At 74.4% G+C, this 22,972-nt stretch carries 25 protein-coding genes and 1 pseudogene; 17 read left to right on the forward strand and 9 right to left on the reverse strand.

Features of this window, described 5'->3' with window-relative positions:
• Genes proC through ACH443_RS02730 form a run of 4 tightly spaced genes read left to right on the forward strand, consistent with a single transcriptional unit; the run spans position 1 to position 2,991 of the window.
• Positions 1 to 801: a pyrroline-5-carboxylate reductase gene (gene proC, locus ACH443_RS02715; protein ID WP_429765198.1), complete on the forward strand. Its 801-nt coding sequence runs from the start codon at positions 1 to 3 to the stop codon at positions 799 to 801.
• Positions 802 to 825: 24 nt separating this feature from the next.
• Entirely contained in the window at positions 826 to 1,515 is a 690-nt protein-coding gene (locus tag ACH443_RS02720; protein ID WP_430589405.1) for a TetR family transcriptional regulator, read from the forward strand.
• Complete coding sequence (locus ACH443_RS02725; RefSeq protein WP_430589406.1) at positions 1,505 to 2,272, forward strand: ABC transporter ATP-binding protein; 768 nt, start codon at positions 1,505 to 1,507, stop codon at positions 2,270 to 2,272. Before ACH443_RS02720 ends, ACH443_RS02725 begins: the two co-directional genes overlap by 11 nt.
• Positions 2,269 to 2,991: an ABC transporter permease gene (locus ACH443_RS02730; RefSeq protein WP_429764977.1), complete on the forward strand. Its 723-nt coding sequence runs from the start codon at positions 2,269 to 2,271 to the stop codon at positions 2,989 to 2,991. The genes ACH443_RS02725 and ACH443_RS02730 overlap by 4 nt, the downstream gene beginning before the upstream one ends.
• A 21-nt stretch (positions 2,992 to 3,012) precedes the next feature.
• On the opposite strand, the gene ACH443_RS02735 is transcribed toward ACH443_RS02730, so the two are convergent.
• From ACH443_RS02735 to ACH443_RS02745, 3 genes are all read right to left on the reverse strand, one after another.
• Positions 3,013 to 4,398 carry a phytase gene (locus ACH443_RS02735; protein ID WP_430589407.1) on the reverse strand — a complete coding sequence of 462 codons (1,386 nt, stop codon included), beginning with the start codon at positions 4,396 to 4,398 and terminating at the stop codon, positions 3,013 to 3,015.
• 74 nt (positions 4,399 to 4,472) lie between these two features.
• The gene (locus ACH443_RS02740; RefSeq protein ID WP_429764974.1) at positions 4,473 to 5,144 is read right to left on the reverse strand and encodes a potassium channel family protein; all 672 of its coding nucleotides are present in this window, start codon (positions 5,142 to 5,144) and stop codon (positions 4,473 to 4,475) included.
• Positions 5,145 to 5,190: 46 nt separating this feature from the next.
• Entirely contained in the window at positions 5,191 to 6,582 is a 1,392-nt protein-coding gene (locus ACH443_RS02745; RefSeq protein WP_430589408.1) for a TrkH family potassium uptake protein, read from the reverse strand.
• A gap of 64 nt (positions 6,583 to 6,646) precedes the next feature.
• On the opposite strand from ACH443_RS02745, the gene ACH443_RS02750 reads away from it, so the two are divergent.
• Together ACH443_RS02750 and ACH443_RS02755 are read left to right on the forward strand one after the other, a co-directional pair.
• Positions 6,647 to 7,822: an acetoin utilization protein AcuC gene (locus ACH443_RS02750; RefSeq protein ID WP_429764970.1), complete on the forward strand. Its 1,176-nt coding sequence runs from the start codon at positions 6,647 to 6,649 to the stop codon at positions 7,820 to 7,822.
• Positions 7,823 to 7,976: 154 nt separating this feature from the next.
• Positions 7,977 to 8,075, forward strand: a complete 99-nt coding sequence (locus ACH443_RS02755) for a 30S ribosomal protein bS22 (protein WP_003792170.1) — start codon at positions 7,977 to 7,979, stop codon at positions 8,073 to 8,075.
• 98 nt (positions 8,076 to 8,173) lie between these two features.
• Here ACH443_RS02755 and ACH443_RS02760 read toward each other — a convergent pair whose 3' ends face one another.
• Entirely contained in the window at positions 8,174 to 8,977 is an 804-nt protein-coding gene (locus ACH443_RS02760) for an HAD family hydrolase (protein WP_430589409.1), read from the reverse strand.
• Between the two features lie 41 nt (positions 8,978 to 9,018).
• Here ACH443_RS02760 and ACH443_RS02765 point away from each other — a divergent pair, with 41 nt between their 5' ends.
• Positions 9,019 to 9,285 (forward strand): glutaredoxin family protein, encoded by a 267-nt coding sequence (locus ACH443_RS02765; protein ID WP_430589456.1) that lies wholly within the window; start codon positions 9,019 to 9,021, stop codon positions 9,283 to 9,285.
• A gap of 31 nt (positions 9,286 to 9,316) precedes the next feature.
• A complete protein-coding gene (locus ACH443_RS02770; protein ID WP_430589410.1) occupies positions 9,317 to 9,991 on the forward strand; it encodes a redox-sensing transcriptional repressor Rex in 675 nt (224 codons plus the stop codon).
• Here the strand turns inward: ACH443_RS02770 and ACH443_RS02775 are convergent.
• Positions 9,960 to 10,499 (reverse strand): annotated as a pseudogene (locus ACH443_RS02775) (YceI family protein); the annotation flags it as partial. The gene ACH443_RS02770 and the pseudogene ACH443_RS02775 overlap by 32 nt on opposite strands.
• A gap of 102 nt (positions 10,500 to 10,601) precedes the next feature.
• Between ACH443_RS02775 and ACH443_RS02780 the strand changes: the two are divergent.
• The 6 genes from ACH443_RS02780 to ccsB all read left to right on the forward strand — a co-directional run bounded on the left by ACH443_RS02780 (position 10,602) and on the right by ccsB (position 15,961).
• The gene (locus tag ACH443_RS02780; RefSeq protein WP_429764965.1) at positions 10,602 to 11,108 is read left to right on the forward strand and encodes a MarR family winged helix-turn-helix transcriptional regulator; all 507 of its coding nucleotides are present in this window, start codon (positions 10,602 to 10,604) and stop codon (positions 11,106 to 11,108) included.
• A gap of 66 nt (positions 11,109 to 11,174) precedes the next feature.
• Positions 11,175 to 11,819, forward strand: a complete 645-nt coding sequence (locus tag ACH443_RS02785; protein WP_429764964.1) for a histidine phosphatase family protein — start codon at positions 11,175 to 11,177, stop codon at positions 11,817 to 11,819.
• Positions 11,819 to 12,439, forward strand: coding sequence for a TlpA family protein disulfide reductase (locus tag ACH443_RS02790; protein ID WP_429764963.1), 621 nt, complete (start codon positions 11,819 to 11,821; stop codon positions 12,437 to 12,439). The genes ACH443_RS02785 and ACH443_RS02790 overlap by 1 nt, the downstream gene beginning before the upstream one ends.
• On the forward strand, positions 12,439 to 13,218 hold the full coding sequence (locus tag ACH443_RS02795; protein WP_430553414.1) for a cytochrome c biogenesis CcdA family protein: 780 nt from the start codon (positions 12,439 to 12,441) through the stop codon (positions 13,216 to 13,218). The genes ACH443_RS02790 and ACH443_RS02795 overlap by 1 nt, the downstream gene beginning before the upstream one ends.
• Positions 13,218 to 14,954, forward strand: coding sequence for a cytochrome c biogenesis protein ResB (locus ACH443_RS02800; protein ID WP_429764959.1), 1,737 nt, complete (start codon positions 13,218 to 13,220; stop codon positions 14,952 to 14,954). Before ACH443_RS02795 ends, ACH443_RS02800 begins: the two co-directional genes overlap by 1 nt.
• Positions 14,955 to 14,956: 2 nt before the next feature.
• A complete protein-coding gene (ccsB, locus tag ACH443_RS02805) occupies positions 14,957 to 15,961 on the forward strand; it encodes a c-type cytochrome biogenesis protein CcsB (RefSeq protein WP_429764958.1) in 1,005 nt (334 codons plus the stop codon).
• Between the two features lie 145 nt (positions 15,962 to 16,106).
• Here the strand turns inward: ccsB and ACH443_RS02810 are convergent, their stop codons facing one another.
• Complete coding sequence (locus ACH443_RS02810) at positions 16,107 to 16,445, reverse strand: PLD nuclease N-terminal domain-containing protein (RefSeq protein ID WP_429764957.1); 339 nt, start codon at positions 16,443 to 16,445, stop codon at positions 16,107 to 16,109.
• 55 nt (positions 16,446 to 16,500) lie between these two features.
• Here ACH443_RS02810 and ACH443_RS02815 point away from each other — a divergent pair, with 55 nt between their 5' ends.
• Positions 16,501 to 16,776 (forward strand): DUF4229 domain-containing protein, encoded by a 276-nt coding sequence (locus tag ACH443_RS02815; protein ID WP_430589411.1) that lies wholly within the window; start codon positions 16,501 to 16,503, stop codon positions 16,774 to 16,776.
• A 19-nt stretch (positions 16,777 to 16,795) separates the two neighbouring features.
• Here ACH443_RS02815 and ACH443_RS02820 read toward each other — a convergent pair whose 3' ends face one another.
• Positions 16,796 to 17,665 carry a 1,4-dihydroxy-2-naphthoate polyprenyltransferase gene (locus ACH443_RS02820; protein ID WP_429764954.1) on the reverse strand — a complete coding sequence of 290 codons (870 nt, stop codon included), beginning with the start codon at positions 17,663 to 17,665 and terminating at the stop codon, positions 16,796 to 16,798.
• Positions 17,666 to 17,714: 49 nt separating this feature from the next.
• Positions 17,715 to 18,908, reverse strand: coding sequence for an AMP-binding protein (locus ACH443_RS02825; protein ID WP_430589412.1), 1,194 nt, complete (start codon positions 18,906 to 18,908; stop codon positions 17,715 to 17,717).
• Between the two features lie 142 nt (positions 18,909 to 19,050).
• Here ACH443_RS02825 and ACH443_RS02830 point away from each other — a divergent pair, with 142 nt between their 5' ends.
• Together ACH443_RS02830 and ACH443_RS02835 are read left to right on the forward strand one after the other, a co-directional pair.
• A complete protein-coding gene (locus ACH443_RS02830) occupies positions 19,051 to 20,163 on the forward strand; it encodes a DUF3048 domain-containing protein (RefSeq protein ID WP_429764952.1) in 1,113 nt (370 codons plus the stop codon).
• Positions 20,164 to 20,240: 77 nt separating this feature from the next.
• The gene (locus tag ACH443_RS02835) at positions 20,241 to 21,302 is read left to right on the forward strand and encodes a DUF3048 domain-containing protein (RefSeq protein WP_430589413.1); all 1,062 of its coding nucleotides are present in this window, start codon (positions 20,241 to 20,243) and stop codon (positions 21,300 to 21,302) included.
• A gap of 22 nt (positions 21,303 to 21,324) precedes the next feature.
• Here the strand turns inward: ACH443_RS02835 and ACH443_RS02840 are convergent, their stop codons facing one another.
• Positions 21,325 to 22,962: a PQQ-binding-like beta-propeller repeat protein gene (locus ACH443_RS02840; protein ID WP_430589414.1), complete on the reverse strand. Its 1,638-nt coding sequence runs from the start codon at positions 22,960 to 22,962 to the stop codon at positions 21,325 to 21,327.
• Positions 22,963 to 22,972 lie beyond the last annotated feature (10 nt).

Genomic DNA, 22,972 nt, shown 5'->3' on the forward strand with positions numbered 1-22,972 from the left:
ATGGCGTTCCTCGGGACGGGGAACATGGGCGAGGCGGTGCTGGCCGGCGCGCTGTCCGCGGGGGTCGCGCCGCAGGACGTGGTGGCCACCTCCCGCCGGCCCGAGCGCGGCACGCACCTCACCGAGCGGTTCGGCGTCCGCGCGACGACGGACAACGTCGCCGCGGTCGAGGGCGCGCACGTCGTCGTCATCGGGGTCAAGCCCAAGGACGTGGGCGCGATGCTCGACCGCGTCGCCGACGCGCTCGAGCCGGGCGCCGTCGTCGTGAGCGTCGCGGCGGGCCTGCCGCTGTCCTTCTTCGAGCAGCGGCTGCCCGCGGGCACGCCCGTCGTGCGCGCCATGCCGAACACCCCCGCGCTGGTGGGCGCGGGCGTCACCGCCGTCGTCGGCGGCACGGCGGCCCGCGAGGACGACGTCGCGCTCGTCGAGCAGGTGCTCGCCGGCTCGGGCCACGTCTTCCGCGTGGCGGAGAAGGACATCGACGCGTTCGGCGCGCTGGCCGGCTCGGGCCCGGCGTACGTGTTCTACGTGGTCGACGCGATGGCGGAGGCGGGCGTGCTGCTCGGCCTCACGCGCGACGTCGCGCGCCGGCTCGCCGTCGAGACCGTGCTCGGCTCGGCGAAGCTGCTCGACGAGACGGGCGAGCACCCCGTGCTGCTGCGCGAGAAGGTGTCCTCGCCCGGCGGCACCACCGTCGCCGCCCTGCGCAAGCTCGACGACGGCGGCGTGCGCGCCGCGTTCCTCGACGCGCTCGAGGCGGCGCGCGACCGGTCCCGCGAGCTCGCGGCCGAGCACGCCTGATCCGGGTCCGACGGGGGAGCGCTCGTGACCGGCGGTCGGGCGGACGACGAGGCGGGCGCCGCACGTCGCGGACGGCGGCCCGCGGGGCAGGACACGCGCGACGTCGTGCTGGCCGGCGCGCGTGCTGAGTTCCTCGAGCGCGGCTACGAGGCGGCGTCGGTCCGCTCGGTCGCGCGGCGTGCCGGCGTCGACCCGGGCACGGTGCGGCACTGGTTCGGCGACAAGACGCGCCTGTTCACCGCCTCGCTCGGTCTGGCGGACGTCGACCCCGCGGCGCTCGTCCGGGCGGCGGCCGACGGACCGGTCGACGGGCTGGGGGAGCGGCTCGTGCGGGCCGTCGTGGAGCTGTGGGACGGGGACGGCGGCACCACCGTGCGGCTCGTCATCCCCGCCGTGATGAGCGACCCGGGGCTGCGCGGCCTGCTGCCGCAGTTCCTCGGCGCGGAGATCCTGGGGCCGATCGTGCAGCGGCTCGACGTCGCCGACGCGCGGCTGCGGACGGCGCTCGTCGCGTCGCAGGTGGCGGGCGTGCTCCTGACCCGGTTCCTCGTGCCCATCGACCCGCTGGCGTCCCTCCCGCCGGAGCGGGTCGCCGCGCTCGTCGGCCCGACCGTCCAGCGCTACCTCACGGGGGACCTGCCGGTCGCGCTCACCACCGTCGAGGGCGTTGCGGGACGGGGCGGCGAGGAGCAGAATTCCTCACATGGGGAATAATGACGCCGCGGTGCGGGTCCGGGGGCTGCGGGTGGAGCGCGGCGGCCGGCCGATCATCGACGGCCTGGACGTGGCGGTGCACGCCGGTCAGGTGGTGGGCCTGCTCGGCCCCTCCGGCTCCGGCAAGACGACGCTGCTGCGCGCCGTCGTCGGCGTCCAGGCGCGGGTGACGGGCGAGGTGACCGTGCTCGGCGAGGCGGCCGGCTCGCCCGGCCTGCGCCGTCGCGTGGGCTACGTGACCCAGGCCGCCTCCGTGTACACGGACCTCACCGTGGTGCAGAACCTGCGCTACTTCGCGCAGCTCGCGGGCCTGCCGCATGCCGGCGCGGAGGCCGCCGTGCGGCGCGCCGTGGCCGTCGTCGACCTGGCCGGGCACGAGAAGCAGCGCGTCGGGACGCTGTCAGGCGGCGAGCGCTCCCGGGTCTCCCTCGCGGCCGCGCTGGTCGCCGACCCCGAGGTCCTCGTGCTCGACGAGCCCACCGTCGGCCTCGACCCCGTGCTGCGCCGCGACCTGTGGGCGATGTTCCGTCGCCTCGCGGGCGAGGGCCGCACGCTGCTGGTCTCCAGCCACGTCATGGACGAGGCCACGCAGTGCGACCGGCTCCTGCTGCTGCGCGACGGCGCCCTCGTCGCCGACACCACGCCGGCCGAGCTGCTCGCCACGACGGGCGCCCCGGACGCCGAGCGGGCCTTCCTCGCACTCATCGACCAGCAGGCCGCGACGACCGGCTCGACGTCCGAGGAGGGCTCCCGATGACGCTCACCGCCACGACCGCGGGCCGCGTGCTGGCCCAGCTCCGTTTCGACCGCCGCACCGTCGCGCTCATCCTCGTGCTGCCGTGCCTGCTGCTCGGCCTCATCGCGTGGATGTTCGACGGCACCCCGGTGCTCGACCAGTTCGGGCCGATGCTCGTGGGGCTCTTCCCGCTCATCGTGATGTTCCTGGTGACGAGCGTCGCGACCCTGCGCGAGCGACAGTCCGGCACGCTCGAGCGGCTCATGACGACGCCGCTGCGCAAGGGCGACTTCGTGGCGGGCTACGCGCTCGCGTTCGCCGCCCTCGCGCTGCTGCAGTCGCTGGTGGTCGTGGGCTTCGCGCTCGCCGTCGGGATGGACGTGCTCGGCCCGCTGTGGCTGGTGCTGGTCGTGGGGATGCTCGACGCCGTCCTCGGCTGCTGCCTCGGCCTCGCCGCCTCCGCCCTCGCACGCACGGAGTTCCAGGCCGTGCAGATGATGCCCGCGGTGATCTTCCCGCAGCTCATCACCTGCGGGCTGCTCATGCCGCGCGACCAGATGCCCGAGGTGCTCGAGTGGCTCTCGCGCGTCTTCCCCCTCACCTACGCCGTCGAGGCCATGCAGACCCTCGCCGCCGGCGGCGAGTGGGCGGACGTGCAGGGCGCCGTCGGCGCCATCGCGGTGTTCATCGTCGGCGCCGTCGTCCTGGGCATCGCCACCCTGCGCCGTCGCACCGCCTGACCCACGACGCTCGCGCGGTGGTCAGCGGAAGCGCGGGTCGTTCCCGGCGCGGGTGCTGACGACGAGCCCGAGCTCGTCGGCGACGTCGTCCCAGGCGACGTACGAGAACCCGGTGGCGTCGCCGCGGCCCGGCTCGACGTCGGCGCCCGTCTCCGGCTCGTCGTGGGTGACGAGCAGGCCCTGGCGGTACGGGCCGACAGGGCGGTTCGTCACGGCCAGGCCGTCGGAGCCGTCGACCTCGTCCACGCCGTCCGTCCCCGCGACGCGGAAGGAGCCGACGGCCTTGTTGCGGCCCGTCGTGGAGTAGACGGCATAGGTGTCGTCGCCCTGGCTGGACACGATGACGTACCCCGCGCGGCCGGGCCCGTGGTAGACGTCGACCCCCTCGGCATCGGCGGTGAGCAGGTCGCCGCCGAACGGGTTCGCGGCGACGGCGGCCTCCTCCGACGAGCCGTCGGCGGGGGAGCACTCCTCGGTCTCGGGGTCGTAGGCGTCCTCGACGCCGAAGTCGGTGACCGTGTCGACGAGCCGCGGCTCGCCGGACCCCAGCGGCAGCGGCAGGCGCCACAGGCCGACGTCCTCCTGCGCGGCGTACAGGGTGCCGGTGCGCTGGTCGACGGAGAGCCCCTCGAGCTGCGGCCCCACGCCCGGCTCCTCGCACGGCGTCCACGTGCTGCCGTCGGGCAGGCCGAACGACGCGGGCAGGTCGAGGTGGTCGACGTCCGTGTAGCCGACCGTGCCGTCGGCGCGCGGGACGAGGCGGGCGGTCGCGACCGCCGTCGTGCCCTCCTGCGTGACGACCGCGTACGCCGCGCCGTCGCGGGGCTGCCACACCGCCAGCCCGTACGCGGTGTGCTCGGAGTCGACGCCCGCCCGGTCGGGCTGGAAGAGGAAGCCCTGCTCGGCGGCGGTGATCTCGGTGAGCGGCACGTCGGCGCCGGCGCCCTCCGGGTCGACCGCGAAGAACCGGAGCTGGTCGTTGTACCGGTCGGACACCACGGCGACGTCCACGGTCTCGCCGCCCACGCGCAGGCCGTAGGCGAGGTCCACGTTGTTGTACCGGCCGGCGACGCCGTCCGCCCGCGGCGCCGGGTCCGCGGCCAGCGCCTGCAGCTCGTGGCCGGACGTGTCGTACACGCGCAGGCCGCCCTCCTTGGCGGTCGCGAGGACCAGCGAGTCCCGGGAGCCGCCCGGGTGCACCCAGATCGCCGGGTCGTCGCCGGACGCGGCGCCGCCGTCGTCGTCGTACAGCGGGGGCGTCTCGACGTCGGTCGTCACGGTCGCGACGTCGCGACCGGGGCGGTCGTGGCCGTGACCGGGCCCGTGGCCCCACGCCGTGGACGCGGGCACGACGGCGAGGGCGGGGAGAAGCAGCAGCGCCGGCAGGGCGCGTCGGGGGGATCGCATGGACCCCGAGCGTGCCGGGCGCCGTTGGCCGGGCGGTGGCGTCCTCGTGAACGGTCGCCGAACACCGGCCCGGGTCAGGGCCGCGCGGAGAACCGCTCCAGCAGATCGGCGTGGCCGGAGCAGACGAGCAGGTCGTTCGCGCTCACGCGCGTCTCGGGCGTCGCGTACTGGAACTCCACGCCGGGCGACTTCACGCCGATGACGGTGACGCCGTACCGCTTGCGGATGTCCGACTGGGCGAGCGTGAAGCCCTGCATCTCCTTCGGCGGCCGCATCTTGACGATGGTGAAGCCGTCCTCCACCTCGATGTAGTCGAGCATCTTGCCGCTCACGAGGTGCGCCACGCGGGAGCCGGCGTCGGCCTCGGGGTAGACGACGTGGTGCGCGCCGATGCGGGTGAGGATGCGGCCGTGCTCCGCGGAGATCGCCTTGGCCCAGATCTGCGGCGTGCCGAGGTCCACCAGGTTGGCGGTGATGAGCACCGACGCCTCGAGCTCCGTGCCGACGCCGACCACGGCGACGCCGAAGTCCTTGGCGCCGAGCTGGACCAGGGCCTCCGACTCCGAGGCGTCCGCCTCGACCAGGGGCAGACGACCGGACCACTGCGCGACGAGCTTCTCGTCGCGCTCGACGGCGAGCACGTCCTGACCGAGGCGGTCCAGCACCGTCGCGAGCGAGGAGCCGAAGCGGCCCAGGCCGATCACGAGCACGCCCGCGTCGCGCGCGGGTGCCTTCTTGTCCGCCACGGTTCTCCTCTGTCGGCCGGGTCGCCGGCCGGGTCGTCGGTACGGGTCACCCGATGATCGGGCGTTCCTCGGGGAAGCGTACGATGCGTCGCCGGTCGCGCAGGGCCAGTGCGCCGAGCAGCGAGATGACGCCCACTCGCCCGACGAACATGAGACCCGCGAGCAGGTACTTCGCGCCGTCGGGCAGGGACGCGGTGACGCCGGTGGACAGGCCCACCGTGGCGTAGGCGGAGATCACCTCGAACAGCGCCTCGGAGAGCCGCAGGTCGGTCATGCGCAGCAGCGCGAGGCACGACACGAGCACGGCGGTGGCGCCCACGAAGACCACCGCGATGGACAGCCGCAGGGTGTCGCGGGGGATGCGCCGGCCGAACACCTCGGTGTCGGCGTCGCCGCGTGCCTCGGCGACGATCGCGAGCAGCATGACGGCGAACGTCGTGACCTTGATGCCGCCCGCGGTCGACGCCGAGCCGCCGCCCACGAACATCAGGGCGTCCGTGAGCAGCCAGGTCTCCTGGGTCATCTCGTGCACGGGCACGGAGCTGAACCCGGCCGACCGCGGCATCACCGACGCGAAGACCGACGACAGGATCTTGGTGGAGAAGCTCTGCTCGCCGAAGGTGGCGGGGTTGTTCCACTCCAGCGCGCCGATGAGGACCGCCCCGGACACGAGGAGCGCGAGGCTCGTGGTCACGGTGAGCTTGGTGTGCAGCGACAGGGCCCGCACCCAGTGCTTGTGCTTGCGCCGACGGTTGGTGATCACGTTGAGGATGACGGGGAAGCCGAGCGAGCCGATGAACACGCCCAGCGCGATCGGCACCAGCACGAACCAGTCCGACGCGAAGGGGAGCAGGCCGTCCGGGGTGGGCACGAAGCCGGCGTTGTTGAACGACGAGATGCCGTAGAACAGGGCGTGCCACGCGGCCGTCCCGGCGTCGTCGCCGAGGACGAGGAACCGGGGGAACAGCAGCAGCGAGAGGGCCAGCTCGATGCTCGTGGCGGTGACGATGATCGTCTGCAGGAGGGCGCCGACCTCGCCGAGCCGTTCCGTCTTCGTCTCGGAGGCGGTGAGGAGCTTCTGCGTGAGGCCGAGCCGCCGCGAGACGGCGAGGCCCAGCAGCGAGGCGAGCGTCATCACGCCCAGGCCGCCCACCTTGATGCCCACGAGGATGACGACGTGCCCGAACTCCGACCAGTAGGTCGCGGTGTCCTGCACGACGAGTCCCGTGACGCAGACGGCCGACGTCGCCGTGAAGAGGGCGTCGACGACGGAGGCGCCGCGGCCGGACGCCGTCGCCCAGGGGGTGAGGAGCAGCAGCCAGATGACGGTGATGACGGCCGCGAAGACCGTCATCGCGAGCCGGGCGGGGTACTCGCGGGCTGCGCGGTTGGCCCATCCGCGCAGCGCGAGCGCGCGACCGCCCCAGCTCCCCGGCACCCTGTCCCCTTCCGCCCCTCAGTCGCTGGGCACAGCCTGCCACGGCGTCGGCTACCGTGACGGGATGCGCGTCGCCCGGCTGCTGTGGAGCCCCGAGCTCCTGCGTTACGACTTCGGCCCCGGGCACCCCATGGCGCCCGCCCGCCTCGACCTCACGATGCGGCTCGTGGCGGAGCTCGGTCTGCTCGACGAGCCCACGCTGGAGCTCGCGGACGTCGAGCCCGCCCCCGACGCGCTCATCGAGACGGTGCACGACGCCGCCTACGTCGCGGCGGTGCGTCGCGCGGCCGCCGACGGCACCGCCGACCCGGCGCGCGGTCTCGGCACCGAGGACGACCCGGTGTTCCCGGCGATGCACGAGGCCGCGGCGCGCCTCGTGGCGGCGTCGGTGGACGCGGCGGAGTCGGTCTGGTCGGGGCACGTGGCCCACGGCGTGAACATCGCGGGCGGCATGCACCACGCCCAGCGCGGCGCGGCGTCCGGCTTCTGCATCTACAACGACGCCGCGGCGGCCGTGCAGCGCCTGCTCGACCTCGGGGCCGAGCGGGTCGCGTACGTCGACCTGGACGCCCATCACGGCGACGGCGTCGAGGCGATCTTCTGGGACGACCCGCGGGTGCTCACCGTCTCCGTGCACCAGGACGGGCACACGCTCTTCCCGGGCAGCGGGAACGCCGGCGACACGGGCGGGACGGCGGCGCAGGGCACCGCGGTGAACGTGGCGCTGCCGCCGCGCACCGACGGCGCGCACTGGCTGCGCGCGGTGGACGCCGTCGTGCCCGCGGTGGTGCGCGAGTTCCGCCCGCAGGTGATCGTGTCGCAGCACGGCTGCGACGCGCACGGCAACGACCCGCTCACCGACCTGAACGTGGGCGTGGGCGCGCAGCGGACCGCCGCGCGCTGGGTGCACGAGCTCGCGCACGAGCTGGCCGACGGCCGCTGGGTCGCCCTCGGCGGCGGCGGGTACGCGGTGGTCGACGTGGTGCCGCTGGTGTGGGCGAGCCTGGTGGCGGAGGCGGCGCACGCGCCCCTGGCGATCGGCATCGAGCTGCCGGAGTCCTGGCGGCGGGAGGTGGAGGAGCTGTCCGGGCTGGACCCGGCCGAGCGCCTGGGCAGCGGCGACGTCGAGTGGCGGCCCTGGTCGGACGGCTACGACCCGGCCGACGACGTCGACCGCGCGGTCCTCGCCACCCGCCGGCACGTGTTCCCCGTGTGGGGCCTCGACCCGTACCGCGACTGACGTCACGGCGCCGGTCGGACGGGCGCCGGTCGGGAGGGCGCCGGGCATCGGGTACCCTGGGGGACGGACTTTTCCGCGTTGGTCGGCTGCTCCTGGAGACAGGGCTCCTGGGACCAACCGTGTTCCACCGACCGACAAGCATTGTGAGGACCTCATGGGCTCCGTCATCAAGAAGCGCCGCAAGCGCATGGCGAAGAAGAAGCACCGCAAGCTGCTGCGGAAGACGCGTCACCAGCGTCGCAACAAGAAGTGACGCCGTCCGCCTGACGGCGGACAGCGTGCGCGAACGGGCCCGGCACCTCCACGGAGGTGCCGGGCCCGTTCGCTGTTCCCGGCCGGCGCGCAGGGCGGTCAGCGGCCCTGCAGCCGCCGCCGGATGCTGCGGAGCACGAGGCCGGCGACCCAGGCGGCGCCGGCCCACGACGCCGTCTTCATCCCGCGCCCGGCCACGCGCCGTCCGCGGCCGCGGAACTCGCGGATGGGCCAGCCGACCTCCTTGGCGTGCCGGCGCAGGCGGGCGTCGGGGTTGATGGGGCAGGGGTGCCCGACGGTGCGCATCATCGGCAGGTCGTTGAGGGAGTCGCCGTACGCGTAGGAGGCGGACAGGTCGATGCCCTCGCGCTCGGCGAGCTCGCGGACGGCGGCGCCCTTGGCCTCCCCGTGCATGAGGTCACCGATGAGGCGGCCGGTGTAGAAACCCCCGGAGTGCTCGGCGATCGTGCCGAGGCACCCCGTGGCGCCGAGTCGGCGCGCGATGAGCCCGCCGATCTCGACCGGCGTGGCGGTCACGAGCCACACCTCGTCGCCGGCGGCGAGGTGCTCGTCGAGCAGCCGCTTGGTGCCCGGGAAGATGCGCAGCTCGAGCACGGTGTCGTACACGTCCTCGCCCACGGCCGTGATCTCCGCCACCGAGCGCCCGGCGATGAGCGACAGGGCGCGGCTGCGCACGGTCTCGATCTGGGAGCGGGACTCGCCGAACACCAGGTACTTCGCCTGGATCAGCGCGAACCGCAGCAGGTCGCGGGTGCCGAAGAACCGGCGCTGGTACAGGGCGCGCGCCAGGTGGAAGGCGCTGGCGCCCCGGATGATGGTGTTGTCGACGTCGAAGAAGGCTGCGGCGCGCGCCGGCGGGGACGACTCGGCAGGCGACGGCATGCGGCCCACTGTATCGGCGCCGCTAGTCTTGGCAGGTGAGCATGCCGCAGGGATCCGAAGGCGAACCCCGGGTGCTCCTGTACACGCGTGCCGGCTGCCACCTGTGCGAGGAGGCTCGGGCGGTGGTCGCGGACGTGTGCGGGGCCGCGGGCGAGACCTTCCGGGAGGTCGACATCGACGTCGACGGCCCCGGCGGGGACCTGGTGGGCAAGTACGGGGACTACGTGCCCGTCGTCGAGGTGGACGGCGTGCAGCAGGGCTTCTGGCGGGTGGACGGCGCGCGGCTGGCGCGCCGGCTGGCCCGCTGAGCCCGGGAGAGGACGACAGGGTGATCCAGCAGTGATCGAGCTCGGTGAGGCGACGGTGCCGGCCGCGACGGTGGCGAGGCTGCCCTACTACCTGCGCGCCCTGCGCGACCTGGCGGAGGGCGGTGTGACGACGACGTCGTCGTCGGAGCTGGCGGAGCGGTCGGGGGTGGGGTCGGCGCAGCTGCGCAAGGACCTGTCCTACCTCGGGTCGTTCGGCACGCGCGGCGTGGGCTACGACGTGCAGTCGCTGGCGCAGTACATCGCGACGGCGCTGGGGCTCGGGTCCGAGCACCGGCTGGCGATCGTCGGCATCGGCAACCTGGGCCACGCCCTGGCGAACTACTCGGGCTACGCGGCCCGCGGGTTCCAGGTGGTGGCGCTGCTGGACGCCGACCCTCAGGTGGTCGGGAACTCCGCGGCCGGGCTGACGATCGAGCACGTCGACGCGCTGGAGGACGTGCTCGCGCGCACCGGCGTGTCGATGGTGGTGCTGGCGACCCCCGGGCCGGTGGCGCAGGCCATCGCCGAGCGGATCGTGGCGTGCGGGGTGCGGGAGATCCTGTCCTTCGCGCCGGTGGCGCTGCAGCTGCCCGACGACGTCGTCGTGCGCTCGGTGGACGTGGCCGGCGAGCTGCAGATCCTCGCGTTCCACGCCGCGGCCCGGGCAGCCACCAACGGCACCCCGAGACGTCGAGGGCGATCTTGACCTTGTCGCCCACGAGGACGCCGCCGGTCTCGAGCGCGGCGTTCCAGGTCAGGCCGTAGTCCTTGCGCGAGATCTCGATCTCGGACTCGAAGCCCGCGCGCGGGTTGCCGAAGGGGTCGGTGGCGGTGCCGGTGAACTCGGTCGGCAGCTCGACCGAGTTGGTGACGCCGTTGATCGTGAGGTCGCCGGTGATCGTGTAGTCGTCACCGTCGGTGGAGATGTCCTTGGACGCGAAGGACCAGACCGGCTTCTCCTCGGCGTGCCAGAAGTCGGCGCTCTTCAGGTGGCCGTCGCGGTTCTCGTCGCCCGTGTTGACCGACGCGGCGTCGAGCTCCGCGGTGACGGCCGTGGACTCGAGGTCGTCACCCACGGTGATCGCGCCGGACGCGATGGCGATCGTGCCGCGCACCTTGGCGATCCCGGCGTGGCGCACGGAGAACGAGGCGGTCGAGTGGGCGGTGTCGATGGCGTAGGTACCGGCGGTCAGGCCTGCGGGCAGCGCGGTCATGGTGTCTCCCTCGGGTTGGGTCGTGCTGACGTTCACCAAGATAGTTGATGAATCAACTATCGTCACGAGGGGTGGAACGCGGCGCTCTCGTAACCTATTCCCGTGGGTGCGACGAGTGCGCGGGAGCGCGACGACGAGGGCCGGGCGGACGTGCGCTGGCTCGACGTGGAGCAGCAGTGGGCATGGCGACGGTTCCTCGAGGGGACGTCCCGCTTCTTCGAGGCGCTCGGGGACGCCCATGACCAAGGGCTGCCCGTCACGCTCGGCGAGTACCACCTGCTGGTGCAGCTCTCCGAGGCGCCGGGACGGACGCTCCGGATGTCGGCGCTCGCGGACTTCCTCGCGCTGTCGCGCAGCCGCCTGACGCACACGGTCGACCGCATGGAGCGGCGCGGGCTCGTGGTCCGCACGCCGGTGCCGGGCGACCGTCGCGGCGTGAACTGCGTCATGACCGACGCCGGGTACGCGGCGCTCGTCGATGCCGCACCCGGCCACGTCACCGCCGTCCGTCGCCTGCTGGTGGATGCCCTCACCCCCGAGGAGTTCGCGACCCTGGGCCGCGCCATGGCGAAGGTGGCGGACGCGGCCAGGGGGCCGGCGGCACCCTGACGTGAGCGCCGTCACGCTTGGCTGGACGGGACCTGGGTACCCCGGAGTTCTGGGACACTGGGACCCATGGCCACCACCACCGTCCATCTCGTACGGCACGGCGAGGTCCACAACCCGGACGGCGTCCTCTACGGGCGCATCCCCGGCTACCGCCTGTCCGACCGCGGCCAGGCGATGGCGCGCCGCGTGGCGCAGCACCTGTCCGGCGCGGGCCGCGACGTCGTCGCCGTCGTCGCCTCCCCGCTGCAACGTGCGCAGGAGACCGCGACGCCCACGGCCGAGGCCTTCGGCCTGACGCTCGCCACCGACCACCGGCTCGTCGAGGCGGGGAACCACTTCGAGGGCACGACGATCGGGAAGAACCCGGGGCAGCTCGCCAACCCGAAGTACTGGCGCTACCTGTGGAACCCGCTGCGCCCGTCGTGGGGCGAGCCGTACGCGGACCAGGTGACCCGGATGCGTGCCGCCGTGGACGACGCGCGTCGCGCCTACGAGGGCCACGAGGTCGTGCTGGTCAGCCATCAGCTCCCGGTGTGGGTCACGCGCCGGTCGTACGAGGGCGGCTCCCTGGCGCACGACCCGCGCCGTCGTCAGTGCGCCCTCGCGTCGATGACGTCGCTGACGTTCGACGGCGAGACGTTCGTGGGCCTGCACTACACCGAGCCCGCCGCCGACCTGCTCGCCGGCGCCGACCCCGTGCCGGGGGCATGATGCGCACCGTCCGATCGCGCGTGCTCCGGCGCGCCTCCGCCGCCGTCGGCGCCGTCCTCGGCCTCGGCCTGCTCGCCGCGTGCGGCGCCCAGGACTCGGGCGCCGGCGACGTCGTCGGGCAGGGCTTCGTCTCCGGCGACGGCTCCGTGAAGCAGTGGGACGCGGGCGACCGCGAGGACCCCGTGACCGTCGAGGGCACGTCGTTCGAGGGCGACGAGGTGAGCACCGCCGACTGGCTCGGCGACGTCGTCGTGGTCAACACCTGGTACGCCGGGTGCGCGCCGTGCCGCGCCGAGGCCCCCGACCTCGTCGCCCTGGCCAACGAGCGCGAGGCCGACGGCGTGCAGGTGCTCGGCATCAACACGGAGGACGAGGCCGGCGCCGCCACCTCGTTCCAGCGCACCTTCGACGTGCCCTACCCGTCGATCGAGGACCGCAGCGGACAGGTCGTGGCGAGGCTGTCCGGCGTCGTGCCGCTGCAGGCCGTGCCGTCGACCGTCGTGCTCGACGCCGAGGGTCGCGTCGCGGCCCGCGTCATCGGCCAGGCCGAGGCGTCGACGCTCGACGCGATCGTCGACGAGGTGCTCGCCGAGTCGGGCGACGGCGCGAAGGGCGCCTGATGGGCGAGACGTTCGCGACCACGGTGTTCAGCGGCTCGATGCTGCTGGCGCTGCCCGTGGCGCTGATCGCCGGCCTCGTGTCGTTCGCCTCGCCGTGCGTGCTGCCGCTGGTGCCCGGCTACGTCGGGTACGTCAGCGGCATGGCCGCCGCGTCGGCCGGCACGGGCGCGAAGGGGCGGCCCGGGGTGCCCCAGGACCCGGCCCGCCGCCGCGTCGTCGCCGGCGTGGCCCTCTTCGTCCTCGGCTTCACCGCGGTGTTCGTGGCGTTCATGGCCGCGGCGGGTGCCATCGGCTCCTACCTGGTGCAGTGGGAGGGCACGATCATGCGGGTGCTCGGGGTCGTCGTGATCCTCATGGGCCTCGCCTTCCTCGGCGCCGTGCCGTTCCTGCAGCGCGAGCGGCGCATGCACCTGAGCCCCCGGGCGGGCCTGTGGGGCGCGCCGCTGCTGGGCGTCGTGTTCGGCCTCGGCTGGACCCCTTGCATCGGCCCGACGCTCGCGGCCGTGCAGACGCTGGCGCTCGACCAGGCGTCGGCCGGCCGCGGCCTGGTGCTCGGCGTCGCGTACTGCGTCGGGCTGGGCGTGCCGTTCCTGCTCGTGGCGCTCGGGCTGCAGTCCTCGCAGCGCATGCTCGGTTTCCTGCGCCGGCACCGCCTGGGCATCCAGCGCGCGGGCGGCGCCCTGCTGGTGCTGGTCGGCCTGGCGCTGGTCACGGGGCTGTGGTCCACGTGGACCAGCCAGCTCCAGGGCTGGATCGGCGGATTCGTGACGGTGGTGTGATGAGCGAGAAGGCGACGTACCGACCGGAGGGCATCAACGACGCGTTCGTCGAGGGCCGCGCCGACGCCGGGCCCTCGTCCCCGGCCGAGGGGCCTGCCAGGCCCGCCGGCCCGAGCCTGCCCACGCTGGGCTGGCGCGGCATGCTGCGCTGGACGTGGCGCCAGCTCACGAGCATGCGCGTGGCGCTCATGCTGCTCATGCTGCTCGCCGTCGCGGCCGTCCCCGGCTCGGTGCTGCCGCAGCGCGGCCAGGACGCCGCCGCAGTGCTCGAGTACCTCGGCGACCACCCCACGCTGGGGGAGTGGCTGGACCGGTTCGGCTTCTTCGAGGTCTACAGCTCGGTCTGGTTCTCGGCCATCTACATCCTGCTGTTCGTCTCCCTCGTGGGCTGCATCGTGCCGCGCACGCTCGCGCACGCCCGCAACCTGCGGAACCGGCCGCCCCGGACGCCGGTGCGGTTCGGCCGCTTCCCTGCCACCGCCGAGACCAGCACGACGGCGTCGCCCGACGAGGTCGTCGAGGCCGTGGCCGGCCACCTGCGCGGCCCGCTGCGTCGCCTGCCCACGTTCCGCGTCGACGTCGGGTCGGAGGAGCCGCGGCTCGGCCGCCCGGCCACCCGCACGGTGGCGGCGGAGCGCGGCTACCTGCGCGAGACCGGCAACCTCGTGTTCCACCTCGCCCTGCTGGGCCTCCTGGTGTCGGTCGCCCTCGGCCAGCTGATGCACTACCGCGGCCAGGCGATCGTCACGGAGGGCCGCGGCTTCGCGAACGCCGTCGTGGACTACGACACCTTCGACAAGGGCGCCTGGTTCCGGCCGGCGTCGCTGTCGCCGTTCTCGATGACGCTCGACTCGTTCGACTCCGAGTTCGCCTCCGACACCGTGGCGTTCGCGCAGGCGCGCGACTTCACCGCACACGTGACGGTCACCGAGCCGGACGGCGGCCAGCACTCCGACCAGATCAAGGTCAACTCCCCGCTGACGGTCGACGGCGCCAAGATCTACCTACAGGGCAACGGCTTCGCCCCGGAGATCACCGTCAAGGACGGCGCCGGCGAGATGGCGTTCTCCGGCCGCGTCCCGTTCCTGCCCGAGGACACCATGTACACGTCGCGCGGCGTCGTGAAGGTGCCGGACGTGTCGGAGGGCCAGGAGCAGATCGGCCTGGTCGGCTACTTCCTGCCCACCGCCGTCGTCGACCAGGACGGGTCGGCCCGCTCCGTCTTCCCGCAGCCGCAGAACCCGCTCATGGTGCTCGAGGTGTACCGCGGCGACCTGGGCCTGGACGACGGCGTGCCGCAGAACGTGTACCGCCTCGACACCGCGTCCCTGACGCCGTCGGTGGACGAGGACGGCGAGACGATCAAGCTGCTCGTGAAGCCGGGGGAGACGGTCGAGCTGCCCGACGGCCTCGGCACCGTCACCCTGGGGCAGGACGTGCCCCGCTACGTCGCCCTCGACCTGCGGTACGACCCGTCCCTCGCCTGGGTGCTGACCTTCTCCCTGCTGGCCCTCGCCGGCCTCGCGGTCTCGCTGTTCACGCCGCGCCGCCGCGTGTGGGTGCGATCATGGGAGACCACGGACGACGACGGCAGGGCCGTCACGCACGTCGAGCTCGCCGGGCTCGCGCGCGGGGACGACGCCGGCCTGCAGCGCGAGGTCGACAAGGCCCTGGCAGCGGTGCCGGGCCACGCCGACGATCCCGACGACCACCAGAGAACCGCCACGGAGGACTGACCATGCAGATCGCCGAGCTGAGCGTGCTGCTCGTCTGGGGCGCCGCCACGGCGCTCACGATCGCGCTCGTCGCGTTCGCGATCGACCTGGGCCGGCGCACGGAGGCGCGGGCCGAGGCCCACGCCGAGGCGCGCACGCCCGTCGCGGTGGGGGCCGCGTCCCGGCCCACGCTCGCGCCTGCGAGCACGGTGCCCGGCGCCAGGGACGGCGCGTCCGCCCCCGCGCGCCGTCGCGCCGCGGGCATCGCGATGTCGACCACCTGGCTGGGCACCGCCCTGCTCCTCGCGGCCATCGTGCTGCGCGGGCTCGCCGCGGGCCGCACCCCCTGGGCGAACATGTACGAGTTCACGCTGGTGGGGTCGTTCATGGCGCTCGCCGTGTTCCTCGGCATGAACGTGCGCAAGGACTTCAAGTTCCTCGGCGCGTTCGTCACCGGCCTGTCCGTGCTGTTCCTGGTGCTCGGCCTGAACGTCTTCTACGTGGCGGCGACGGGCGTGCAGCCGGCCCTGCAGAACTACTGGCTGGTCATCCACGTGGGCGTCGCGATCAGCGCCACCGGCATCTTCACCGTCGCGTTCGTGGCCTCGGTGCTGCAGCTCGTGCGCGACAGCCGCGACTCCGGGTCCCCGTACCTGCAGCGCCCCGGCTTCCGCTGGCTCGACCGCGTGCCCACCCCGACGTCGCTGGAGGCCCTGTCCTTCCGCCTCAACGCCGTCGGCTTCGTGCTGTGGACCTTCACCATCATCGGCGGCGCCATCTGGGCCGAGCACGCCTGGGGCCGCTACTGGGGCTGGGACCCCAAGGAGGTCTGGAGCTTCGTCATCTGGGTCGTGTACGCGGCGTACCTGCACGCCCGCACGACCCGCGGCTGGGACGGCCGCCGCGCCGCCTGGTTCGTCATCGTCGGCTACCTGTGCGTGCTGTTCAACTTCACCGGCGTGAACCTGATCTTCAACGGCAAGCACTCGTACTCGGGCCTCAACACCGACACCACCGGCGGCGCCTGAACCCTGCCGAGATAGAGAGGCTCCCCGCCGAGATAGAGAGGCTCCCCGCCGAGATAGAGAGGCTCCCCGCCGAGATAGAGAGGCTCCCCGCCGAGATAGAGAGGCTCCCCTCTCTATCTCGGCGGGGAGCCTCTCTATCTCGGCACTAGGACTCGCCGCGCTCACGGCGGCGCTTCTCCTGCTCCAGGCGCCACAGGAACTCGGGGTCGTCGTCGGGCGCCACGGGGCCGGACGGGCGGCGCGGGCCGGAGGGGCCGGGCCGCCGGGGGCGGGACGACGGCCCGCGGCCGCCGGACGCCCGGCGCGCGGACTGCTTGACGACGATCCACGCGACGGCGCCGAAGATCGGCAGCAGCACGATGATCACCGCCCACAACCAGCGGGGGAGCCCGCCGCGCTCGTCCTCCTCGGAGCCGAACAGGTCGAGAAGGGCGTACAGGGCGAGCCCCACCACGAGGAGGGGCAGGATCACACGCGCGAACATGCCTCCAGCCTAGTTCGGCGTCGGGATGCTCAGGAATCGCGCCTACCCTGGAACCGTGCCCCTCGTCATGTACACCGTCTGGCGGATCCTGCTGTTCGTCGCCGGCCTCGGCGCCGGCTACCTGCTCGGCCTGCGCAGCTGGCTCCTCGTCCTGGTCGCCGCCGTCGTGGCGTTCGCCGTCTCGTACCTCGCCCTGAGCAAGCCGCGGGACGCCGCCGCGCGCTGGCTGGCGGAGAAGGAGCAGCGGCGCAAGGACGGCTCCGACAAGCACGACGTCGACTCCGACTACGAGGACTCCGTCGTGGACCGGGAGCACCCCACGGCCGGTTGAGCCGGCGGGCGAGCAGGCGTCAGAGCGCCAGGCCGAGGGCCAGCAGCACGCCGTAGGCGAGCTCGAACATCCCGGTGCCGGCGAGCACCTTGACGAGCAGCGGCCCGCGCGCCCCCGCGATCACCGGGGCGACGAGCAGCGCGGCGGGCAGCAGCAGCACCGTGACGAGCAGCGCCCACGGCGACCAGGCCGCGCACACCATGCCCAGCACCACGGGCAGCAGGATGCAGGCGGCGTACCAGCGCCGGGCGCGGTGGTCGCCGAGGCGGACGGCGAGGGTCCGCTTGCCCGCGACGACGTCGGTCGGGATGTCGCGCACGTTGTTCACCATGAGCAGGCCGCACGCGATCATGCCGACGCCGACGGCGCCGAGCACGGACGGCCAGGTGAGGGTGTCCGCCTGGGTGTACGTGGTGCCGAGCGTCGCGACGAGCCCGAAGAACACGAACACGCCCACCTCGCCGAGCCCCGCGTAGCCGTACGGGTGCTTGCCGCCCGTGTAGTACCAGGCGGCCAGCACGCACAGCACGCCCACCGCGAGCAGCCACCAGTGCCCGCTGACGGCGCACAGCGCCAGGCCGAGCACCCCGGCGACGCCGAACGACGCGAACGCGGCGCCCTTGACGCGGCGGGGCGGGGCGATGCCGGACGCCGTGAGGCGCAGCGGGCCCACGCGGTCCACGTCGGTGCCCCGGACGCCGTCCGAGTAGTCGTTGGCGTAGTTGACGCCCACCTGCAGGGCGAGCGCGACGCCGAGCGCGAGGACGGCGGGCAGCCACGCGAAGGCGTCGACGTCCGCCGCGGCACCCGACCCGATCAGCACCGGCGCGGCCGCGGCCGGCAGGGTGCGGGGGCGTGCTCCGGCGATCCACTCGCTCGTCGTGGCCATGGTTCTCCGTCCGTCGGTGCGGCGCCGGGGCGTCGCGTGCGCGAGCAGGTCAGGCGTGCGCCTCGTGCTCGCGGACGAGGGCGACGACGCCGCTGCGGTCCACCTTGCCGGGGCCGCGCAGCGGGAGCGCGGCCGCGGCGTACACGCGGCGGGGCGCGGACGGCGCACCCAGCCTAGTCGCCACCGAGGACCGGACCCGCGCCAGCGCGTCGTCATCGACGGGCGCGATCCGCGGCCCGCCCGACGAGGCCAGGGTCGCGACCACGGCCACGAGCACCTGCCCCCACTCGGCGTCGGGCACGCCGACGACGCACGCCTCGCCGCCGAGCAGCTCACCGACCAGCGCCTCGACGGGCGCCGGGGCGACGTTGACGCCGCCGGTGACGACGACGTCGTCCGCCCGGCCGAGCACCTCCAGCGTGCCGTCGGGGGCGAGACGGCCGAGGTCGGACGTGCGAAACCAGCGCGACCCGTCGCCGTCGGTGCGGAACGCCGCGGCCGTGGCGGCGGCGTCGCCCAGGTACCCGGCCGCGAGCGTGGGCCCGCCCAGCTCGACGACCCCCACCTCCCCTGACAGGTCGGGAGGGACGACGCGGACCCGGACGTCGCGCAGGGGCGCGCCGTCGTACACGCAGCCGCCGGCGGTCTCGGACATGCCGTAGGTCGTCACGACGCGCACCCCCGCCTCGGCGGCGCGCGAGAGCAGGGCGGGCGGGGACGCCGCGCCGCCCAGCAGCACCGCCGCGCAGCGGGCGAGCGCCGCCAGCCCACGGGGCGCGCCGTCCTGGGCGGCGGCGAGCAGGCGGTGCACCTGGGTGGGGACCAGCGACACGTACACCGGGTCGTCGCCGGCGTCGAGGACCGGCGCGAGCAGGCCGGCCAGGCCGTCGGGCGTGAACCGCGCGTCCGGCCGCGCGGCCGTCAGCGGCGTGCCCGCGAGCACCGACCGCACCACCACCTGCAGGCCGGCGACGTGCGTGGGCGGCAGCGTCAGCACCCACCGACCAGGGCCGCCGAGCCGCTCGTGCGTGGCCGCCGCGGACGCACGCAGCGCGTCGGCCGGCAGCGCGACCTCGCGCGGCGTCCCCGTCGAGCCGGACGTGCGCACCACCAGCGCCGTGCCCGGCGCCACGGGGGCCGTCGTCGTGCGGGGCAGCGGGACGACGGCGGGGCCGTCGTCGAGCGCGGCGCGCACGGCGTCGCGGAGCGCGTCGACGGACGGGGGCAGGGACGCGAGGGGCACCGCACCAGCGTAGGTCCGGGTCGGTCCGGGTCGGTCCGGGTCGGTCCGGGGCCCGTCCGGGCCGTGACGGGCCTGCCGTAGGGTGGCACGGTCCCGGCCCGGGAGCCCCCGGGCCGCACGCACGTCGAGGAGGACGCCGAGGATGCCCACGAAGCCTGCGGGCGCGCCCCGCGGCGCCCGGACCGGGGCCGTCGGCGCGCTCGTCGCGCTCGCCCTGCTGGCCACGGCCGCCTGCGGCGTCGGCGAGCCCGCCGCGCCGCCCACCGTCACCGCCGCGCCGGACGTCTCCGTGCCGAAGGCGGCACCGCCCGACCCGGTGAAGCCCCAGCCGAAGCCGAAGCCGAAGCCCGTCGTCTGGCCGCTCAACGGCAGGCTGACCGGGACGAAGAAGGTCCCCGCCCGGCCGGCCGTCGCGGTGAAGATCGAGAACTCGACCGCGGCGCGGCCGCAGTCCGGGCTGCAGCAGGCGGACATCGTCTGGGAGCAGGTGGTCGAGGGCGGCATCAGCCGGTACGTCGCCGTCTACCACTCGAAGCTACCCGGCACCGTCGGGCCCGTCCGGTCCGTGCGCCCCATGGACCCGGCCATCGTCGCCCCGATGCGCGGCATCCTCGCCTACTCGGGTGGGCAGCCGCCGTTCATCCGCGCCGTCGGCCGCGCCAAGGTGCAGTCCGTGACGATGGACAGCGGCGACCCCGGCTTCCGGCGCAGCGGCGACCGGGCCGCCCCGCACAACGTGTACGGCTCGGTGAACGCGTTCGCGAAGCAGGCGAACAAGAGCCGCGCGACCCCGCCGCCCGCGCAGTTCAACTACGCCGCCAAGGTCGGGCAGGGGACCGCCGCGACGAACGACCGCAAGGGGCGCGTCGCCGACGTCCGGCTCTCCCCGGCGCAGCGCACCGTGTGGCGATGGACGTCGAAGACGAAGACGTACGCCCGCTTCGACGGCTCGGCCCCCTCGATCTCCTCCGGGAGCCAGCTGCGGGCCCGGAACGTGCTGCTCCTGTCCGTGACCATGAAGAACACGAAGTACCGCGACCCGAGCGGCGCCCCGGTGCCCGAGACGCAGATGGTGGGCCGCGGGAAGGGCGTGCTCCTCACCCGCGGCAAGGCGCTCAGCGTGACCTGGTCGAAGAAGTCGACGGGCAAGAAGCTGATGCTGAAGACCCGCGGCGGCGATCCCGTCCGCCTCGACCCGGGCAACCTCTGGATCGAGCTCGTGCCGCGCGGCACCGGGTCGTGGCGGGTGCGTTGACGCCGGATCGGGGCGTTCCCGGCCTACGGTGAGGGCGTGTGACCGCGCGCACGGCCCGTGACCCCGGGAGGACCCGCATGACCGCCACGCCCCGCCCGTCCCGCACCCGGCGTGCCGCAGCGCTGACGGTCGCCGCCGTCCTGGCGCTGGCGGCGTGCTCGTCCGGCGGGTCTCCGACGCCGACCGTGACGCCGGGCAGCACCGCCGACAAGGGCGCCCCACCGTCGCCCACGATGCCGTCGGCCTGGCCGCTCACCGGGGTGCGGTCGGACGACGTGGCGGCCCGGCCGGCGCTCGCGGTGAAGATCGAGAACGCGCCGGAGGCGCGCCCGCAGACCGGACTCGAGGACGCCGACCTCGTGTGGGAGGAGGTCGTCGAGGGCGGCATCACGCGGTTCGTCGCCGTGTACCACTCGCGGGTCCCGAAGGCGGTGGAGCCCGTGCGCTCGGTGCGGCCCATGGACCCCGACGTCGTCGCCCCGCTCGGCGGCATCCTCGCCTACTCGGGCGGTCAGGCGCCGTTCATCGCGGCGGTGGAGAAGTCCGGCACCCAGTCGGTCATCATGGACCGCGGCGACGCGGGCTTCTCCCGCGACCCGGGTCGCGCCGCGCCGCACAACGTCGTCGGGGACCCGAAGGCCTTCCTCGACCAGGCCGACGACGAGCGCACCGTGCCGCCGCCCGCCCAGTTCCGGTACGCGGGCAAGGCGGGCGACGGAACCGCAGCGGCCGACGGCACGAAGGCGGCCACTCTCGACGTGACCCTCAGCCCGGCGCAGCGCAGCGTCTGGGACTGGTCCGGGGAGGACAAGAAGTGGCTGCGCAGCGAGGGCTCGAGCGAGTCGGTGTCGTCGTCGGGGAAGCGGCACGAGGCCACCAACGTGCTCGCGCTGTCCGTGGACGTGGTGGACACGAAGTACAAGGACCCGGCCGGGGCCCCCGTCCCCCAGACCGAGCTGATCGGGAAGGGCAAGGGGGTGCTGGCGTCCGCCGGCAGGACGGTGTCCGTGCAGTGGTCGAAGAAGGACCAGAAGTCCCCGGTCGAGCTGACCCGCGACGGCGAGCCCGTCGAGCTCGACCCCGGCAGCACGTGGATCGAGCTCGTCCCCAAGGACGGCGGGACCTGGAAGGCCTCCTGACCGGCGCGTAGGACGTCCGGGCTCAGGGGCGTCCGAGCCCGGAGACGGCGTTCCCGACGGCGACGGGGCCGCCGCCGGCGGAGAACAGCCCCCAGAGCACCCCGGTGCCGGCGCGCTCCCACGCGGTGCTGCCGTCCCGCAGGTCGAGCGCGACCAGGCGGTGCGGGGTGCCCGCACCGTCGTCGCTCCACGAGGCGGGGGTGATCGCGAGCAGCAGCCGGGTGCCGTCGGTGACGGCACCCGCGATCGTCTCGCCGTCCTCGAAGCCGCCGTCGAGCAGGTCTGTCACCCGCCATCGCTGCGCGCCGGTGCGGGCGTCGAGCGCCGTGAGCGACGAGCCGTCCGCGAGCACGACCGTGTCCCCGACCCGGGCGAGCGGCGCCGTGAGGGGGTCGACGGTCACCGACCAGGCGGGATCCCCGTCCGCGCCGAGGGCCGCGAGCGACGGGGCGCTGCCGTCGGCGCCGAGGAGGACGAGCCGCGGGCCGTCGGGCTCCGTGTCGACGGGCAGGGCGAGGGCGGAGCCGTGGATCGTCTCCACCCGCTCGCCGTGGGCGTCGCGGACCTCGCTGGTCTCGCCCTGCAGCAAGAACGTCCCGCCGGTCAGCGGCACCAGGGTGCGCCCCGCGCCGTCGTCGCCGCCGACGTCGAACGCCTCGCCCGTCGGCGTGACTGCCCGCGTGACGCTGCACAATGCGAGCGTCGTCGACGACGGCGTCGCGTCGATCCAGGGCTGTGGCGCGACGGTCCGGCCGCCCTGGCCGTCCTCCATGACGCCGCAGGACTCGAGCGCCTCCGCCGTGAGGGGGATCGTCACCTCGGCGCGCTCCTGGCCGGTCCGGGCGTCGACGACCTGCAGCGTCGGGTCGTGCCAGCCCGCGTCGCGCAGGGTGCGCAGCAGGCTCGCGGCGTCCTCGTCCTCCCGCCACGGGACCTCGGTCGCCGAGGCGATCTCGTCGAGCACCGCGACCGTCCCGCCGGCGGCCGGGATCACCTGGGACCAGGAGAAGGAGCTGGGGTCGCCGTCGCCGGGCGCGTCGACGGGCTCGAGGAGGTCCAGCTCGCGCTCGCTCACCACCGTGCCGTCGGCGTCGAGCACCGTGACGCGGGAGAAGTCCTCGACGCAGACCAGGGTGTCGACCGGGGTGCTCCAGTCGACCGCGGTCCAGGGGGTGGGCCCGCACATCGCGCCGTCGGACGGGTGCTCCCACACGGCGTCGCCGGTCGCCGCGTCGACGGCCCGGACGCCGTGACCGTCGGTGAGGGCGAGCACCCCGTCCGGCAGCACGGCGGCGAGGGAAACGTCCCCCGGGAAGGACCAGACGACCTCGAGGGGCTCGGACAGGTCGTCCACGACGCCGGGCAGGCCCTGCACGGCCTCGGCGCGCAGGCGCTCGGCGCGGGCGTCGAGCAGGCCCGGGGCGACGGCGGCTCCTGCCACGGCGACCACGACGACGGCCGTACCGGCCGCGACGGCGGCGCGGCCTCGCCGGGACAGGCCGCGCCAGCGGGCGAGGGCCCGGTCGCGCAGGTCCGCCAGGTGTCGGCGGCCCTCCTCGGGCCGGTCGTCCGTGGCACCGTCGGGCGCGTCCTCGCGCTCGTCGTCGGGCACGAGCTCGAAGGTGGTCATCGGCTCGGGGCGACGGAACCTCGGAGGCATGACCGGAGGC

The organism is Isoptericola sp. NPDC019571 (genome assembly GCF_044389385.1).
GTDB classification, from domain to species: domain Bacteria; phylum Actinomycetota; class Actinomycetes; order Actinomycetales; family Cellulomonadaceae; genus Isoptericola; species Isoptericola nanjingensis.

What these genes read in the sequence shown, in the direction of transcription:
- ACH443_RS02765 (WP_430589456.1), top strand. Translation starts at nt 9,019, where the DNA reads ATGCCGCAGGGATCCGAAGGCGAACCCCGGGTGCTCCTGTACACGCGT.
- ACH443_RS02800 (WP_429764959.1), top strand. Translation starts at nt 13,218, where the DNA reads ATGAGCGAGAAGGCGACGTACCGACCGGAGGGCATCAACGACGCGTTC.
- ACH443_RS02735 (WP_430589407.1), bottom strand. Translation starts at nt 4,398, where the DNA reads ATGCGATCCCCCCGACGCGCCCTGCCGGCGCTGCTGCTTCTCCCCGCC.
- ACH443_RS02725 (WP_430589406.1), top strand. Translation starts at nt 1,505, where the DNA reads ATGGGGAATAATGACGCCGCGGTGCGGGTCCGGGGGCTGCGGGTGGAG.
- ACH443_RS02760 (WP_430589409.1), bottom strand. Translation starts at nt 8,977, where the DNA reads ATGCCGTCGCCTGCCGAGTCGTCCCCGCCGGCGCGCGCCGCAGCCTTC.
- ACH443_RS02810 (WP_429764957.1), bottom strand. Translation starts at nt 16,445, where the DNA reads ATGTTCGCGCGTGTGATCCTGCCCCTCCTCGTGGTGGGGCTCGCCCTG.
- ACH443_RS02750 (WP_429764970.1), top strand. Translation starts at nt 6,647, where the DNA reads ATGCGCGTCGCCCGGCTGCTGTGGAGCCCCGAGCTCCTGCGTTACGAC.
- ACH443_RS02795 (WP_430553414.1), top strand. Translation starts at nt 12,439, where the DNA reads ATGGGCGAGACGTTCGCGACCACGGTGTTCAGCGGCTCGATGCTGCTG.
- ACH443_RS02730 (WP_429764977.1), top strand. Translation starts at nt 2,269, where the DNA reads ATGACGCTCACCGCCACGACCGCGGGCCGCGTGCTGGCCCAGCTCCGT.
- ccsB (WP_429764958.1), top strand. Translation starts at nt 14,957, where the DNA reads ATGCAGATCGCCGAGCTGAGCGTGCTGCTCGTCTGGGGCGCCGCCACG.
- ACH443_RS02820 (WP_429764954.1), bottom strand. Translation starts at nt 17,665, where the DNA reads ATGGCCACGACGAGCGAGTGGATCGCCGGAGCACGCCCCCGCACCCTG.
- ACH443_RS02785 (WP_429764964.1), top strand. Translation starts at nt 11,175, where the DNA reads ATGGCCACCACCACCGTCCATCTCGTACGGCACGGCGAGGTCCACAAC.
- ACH443_RS02840 (WP_430589414.1), bottom strand. Translation starts at nt 22,962, where the DNA reads ATGCCTCCGAGGTTCCGTCGCCCCGAGCCGATGACCACCTTCGAGCTC.
- ACH443_RS02830 (WP_429764952.1), top strand. Translation starts at nt 19,051, where the DNA reads ATGCCCACGAAGCCTGCGGGCGCGCCCCGCGGCGCCCGGACCGGGGCC.
- ACH443_RS02835 (WP_430589413.1), top strand. Translation starts at nt 20,241, where the DNA reads ATGACCGCCACGCCCCGCCCGTCCCGCACCCGGCGTGCCGCAGCGCTG.
- ACH443_RS02790 (WP_429764963.1), top strand. Translation starts at nt 11,819, where the DNA reads ATGCGCACCGTCCGATCGCGCGTGCTCCGGCGCGCCTCCGCCGCCGTC.
- ACH443_RS02755 (WP_003792170.1), top strand. Translation starts at nt 7,977, where the DNA reads ATGGGCTCCGTCATCAAGAAGCGCCGCAAGCGCATGGCGAAGAAGAAG.
- proC (WP_429765198.1), top strand. Translation starts at nt 1, where the DNA reads ATGGCGTTCCTCGGGACGGGGAACATGGGCGAGGCGGTGCTGGCCGGC.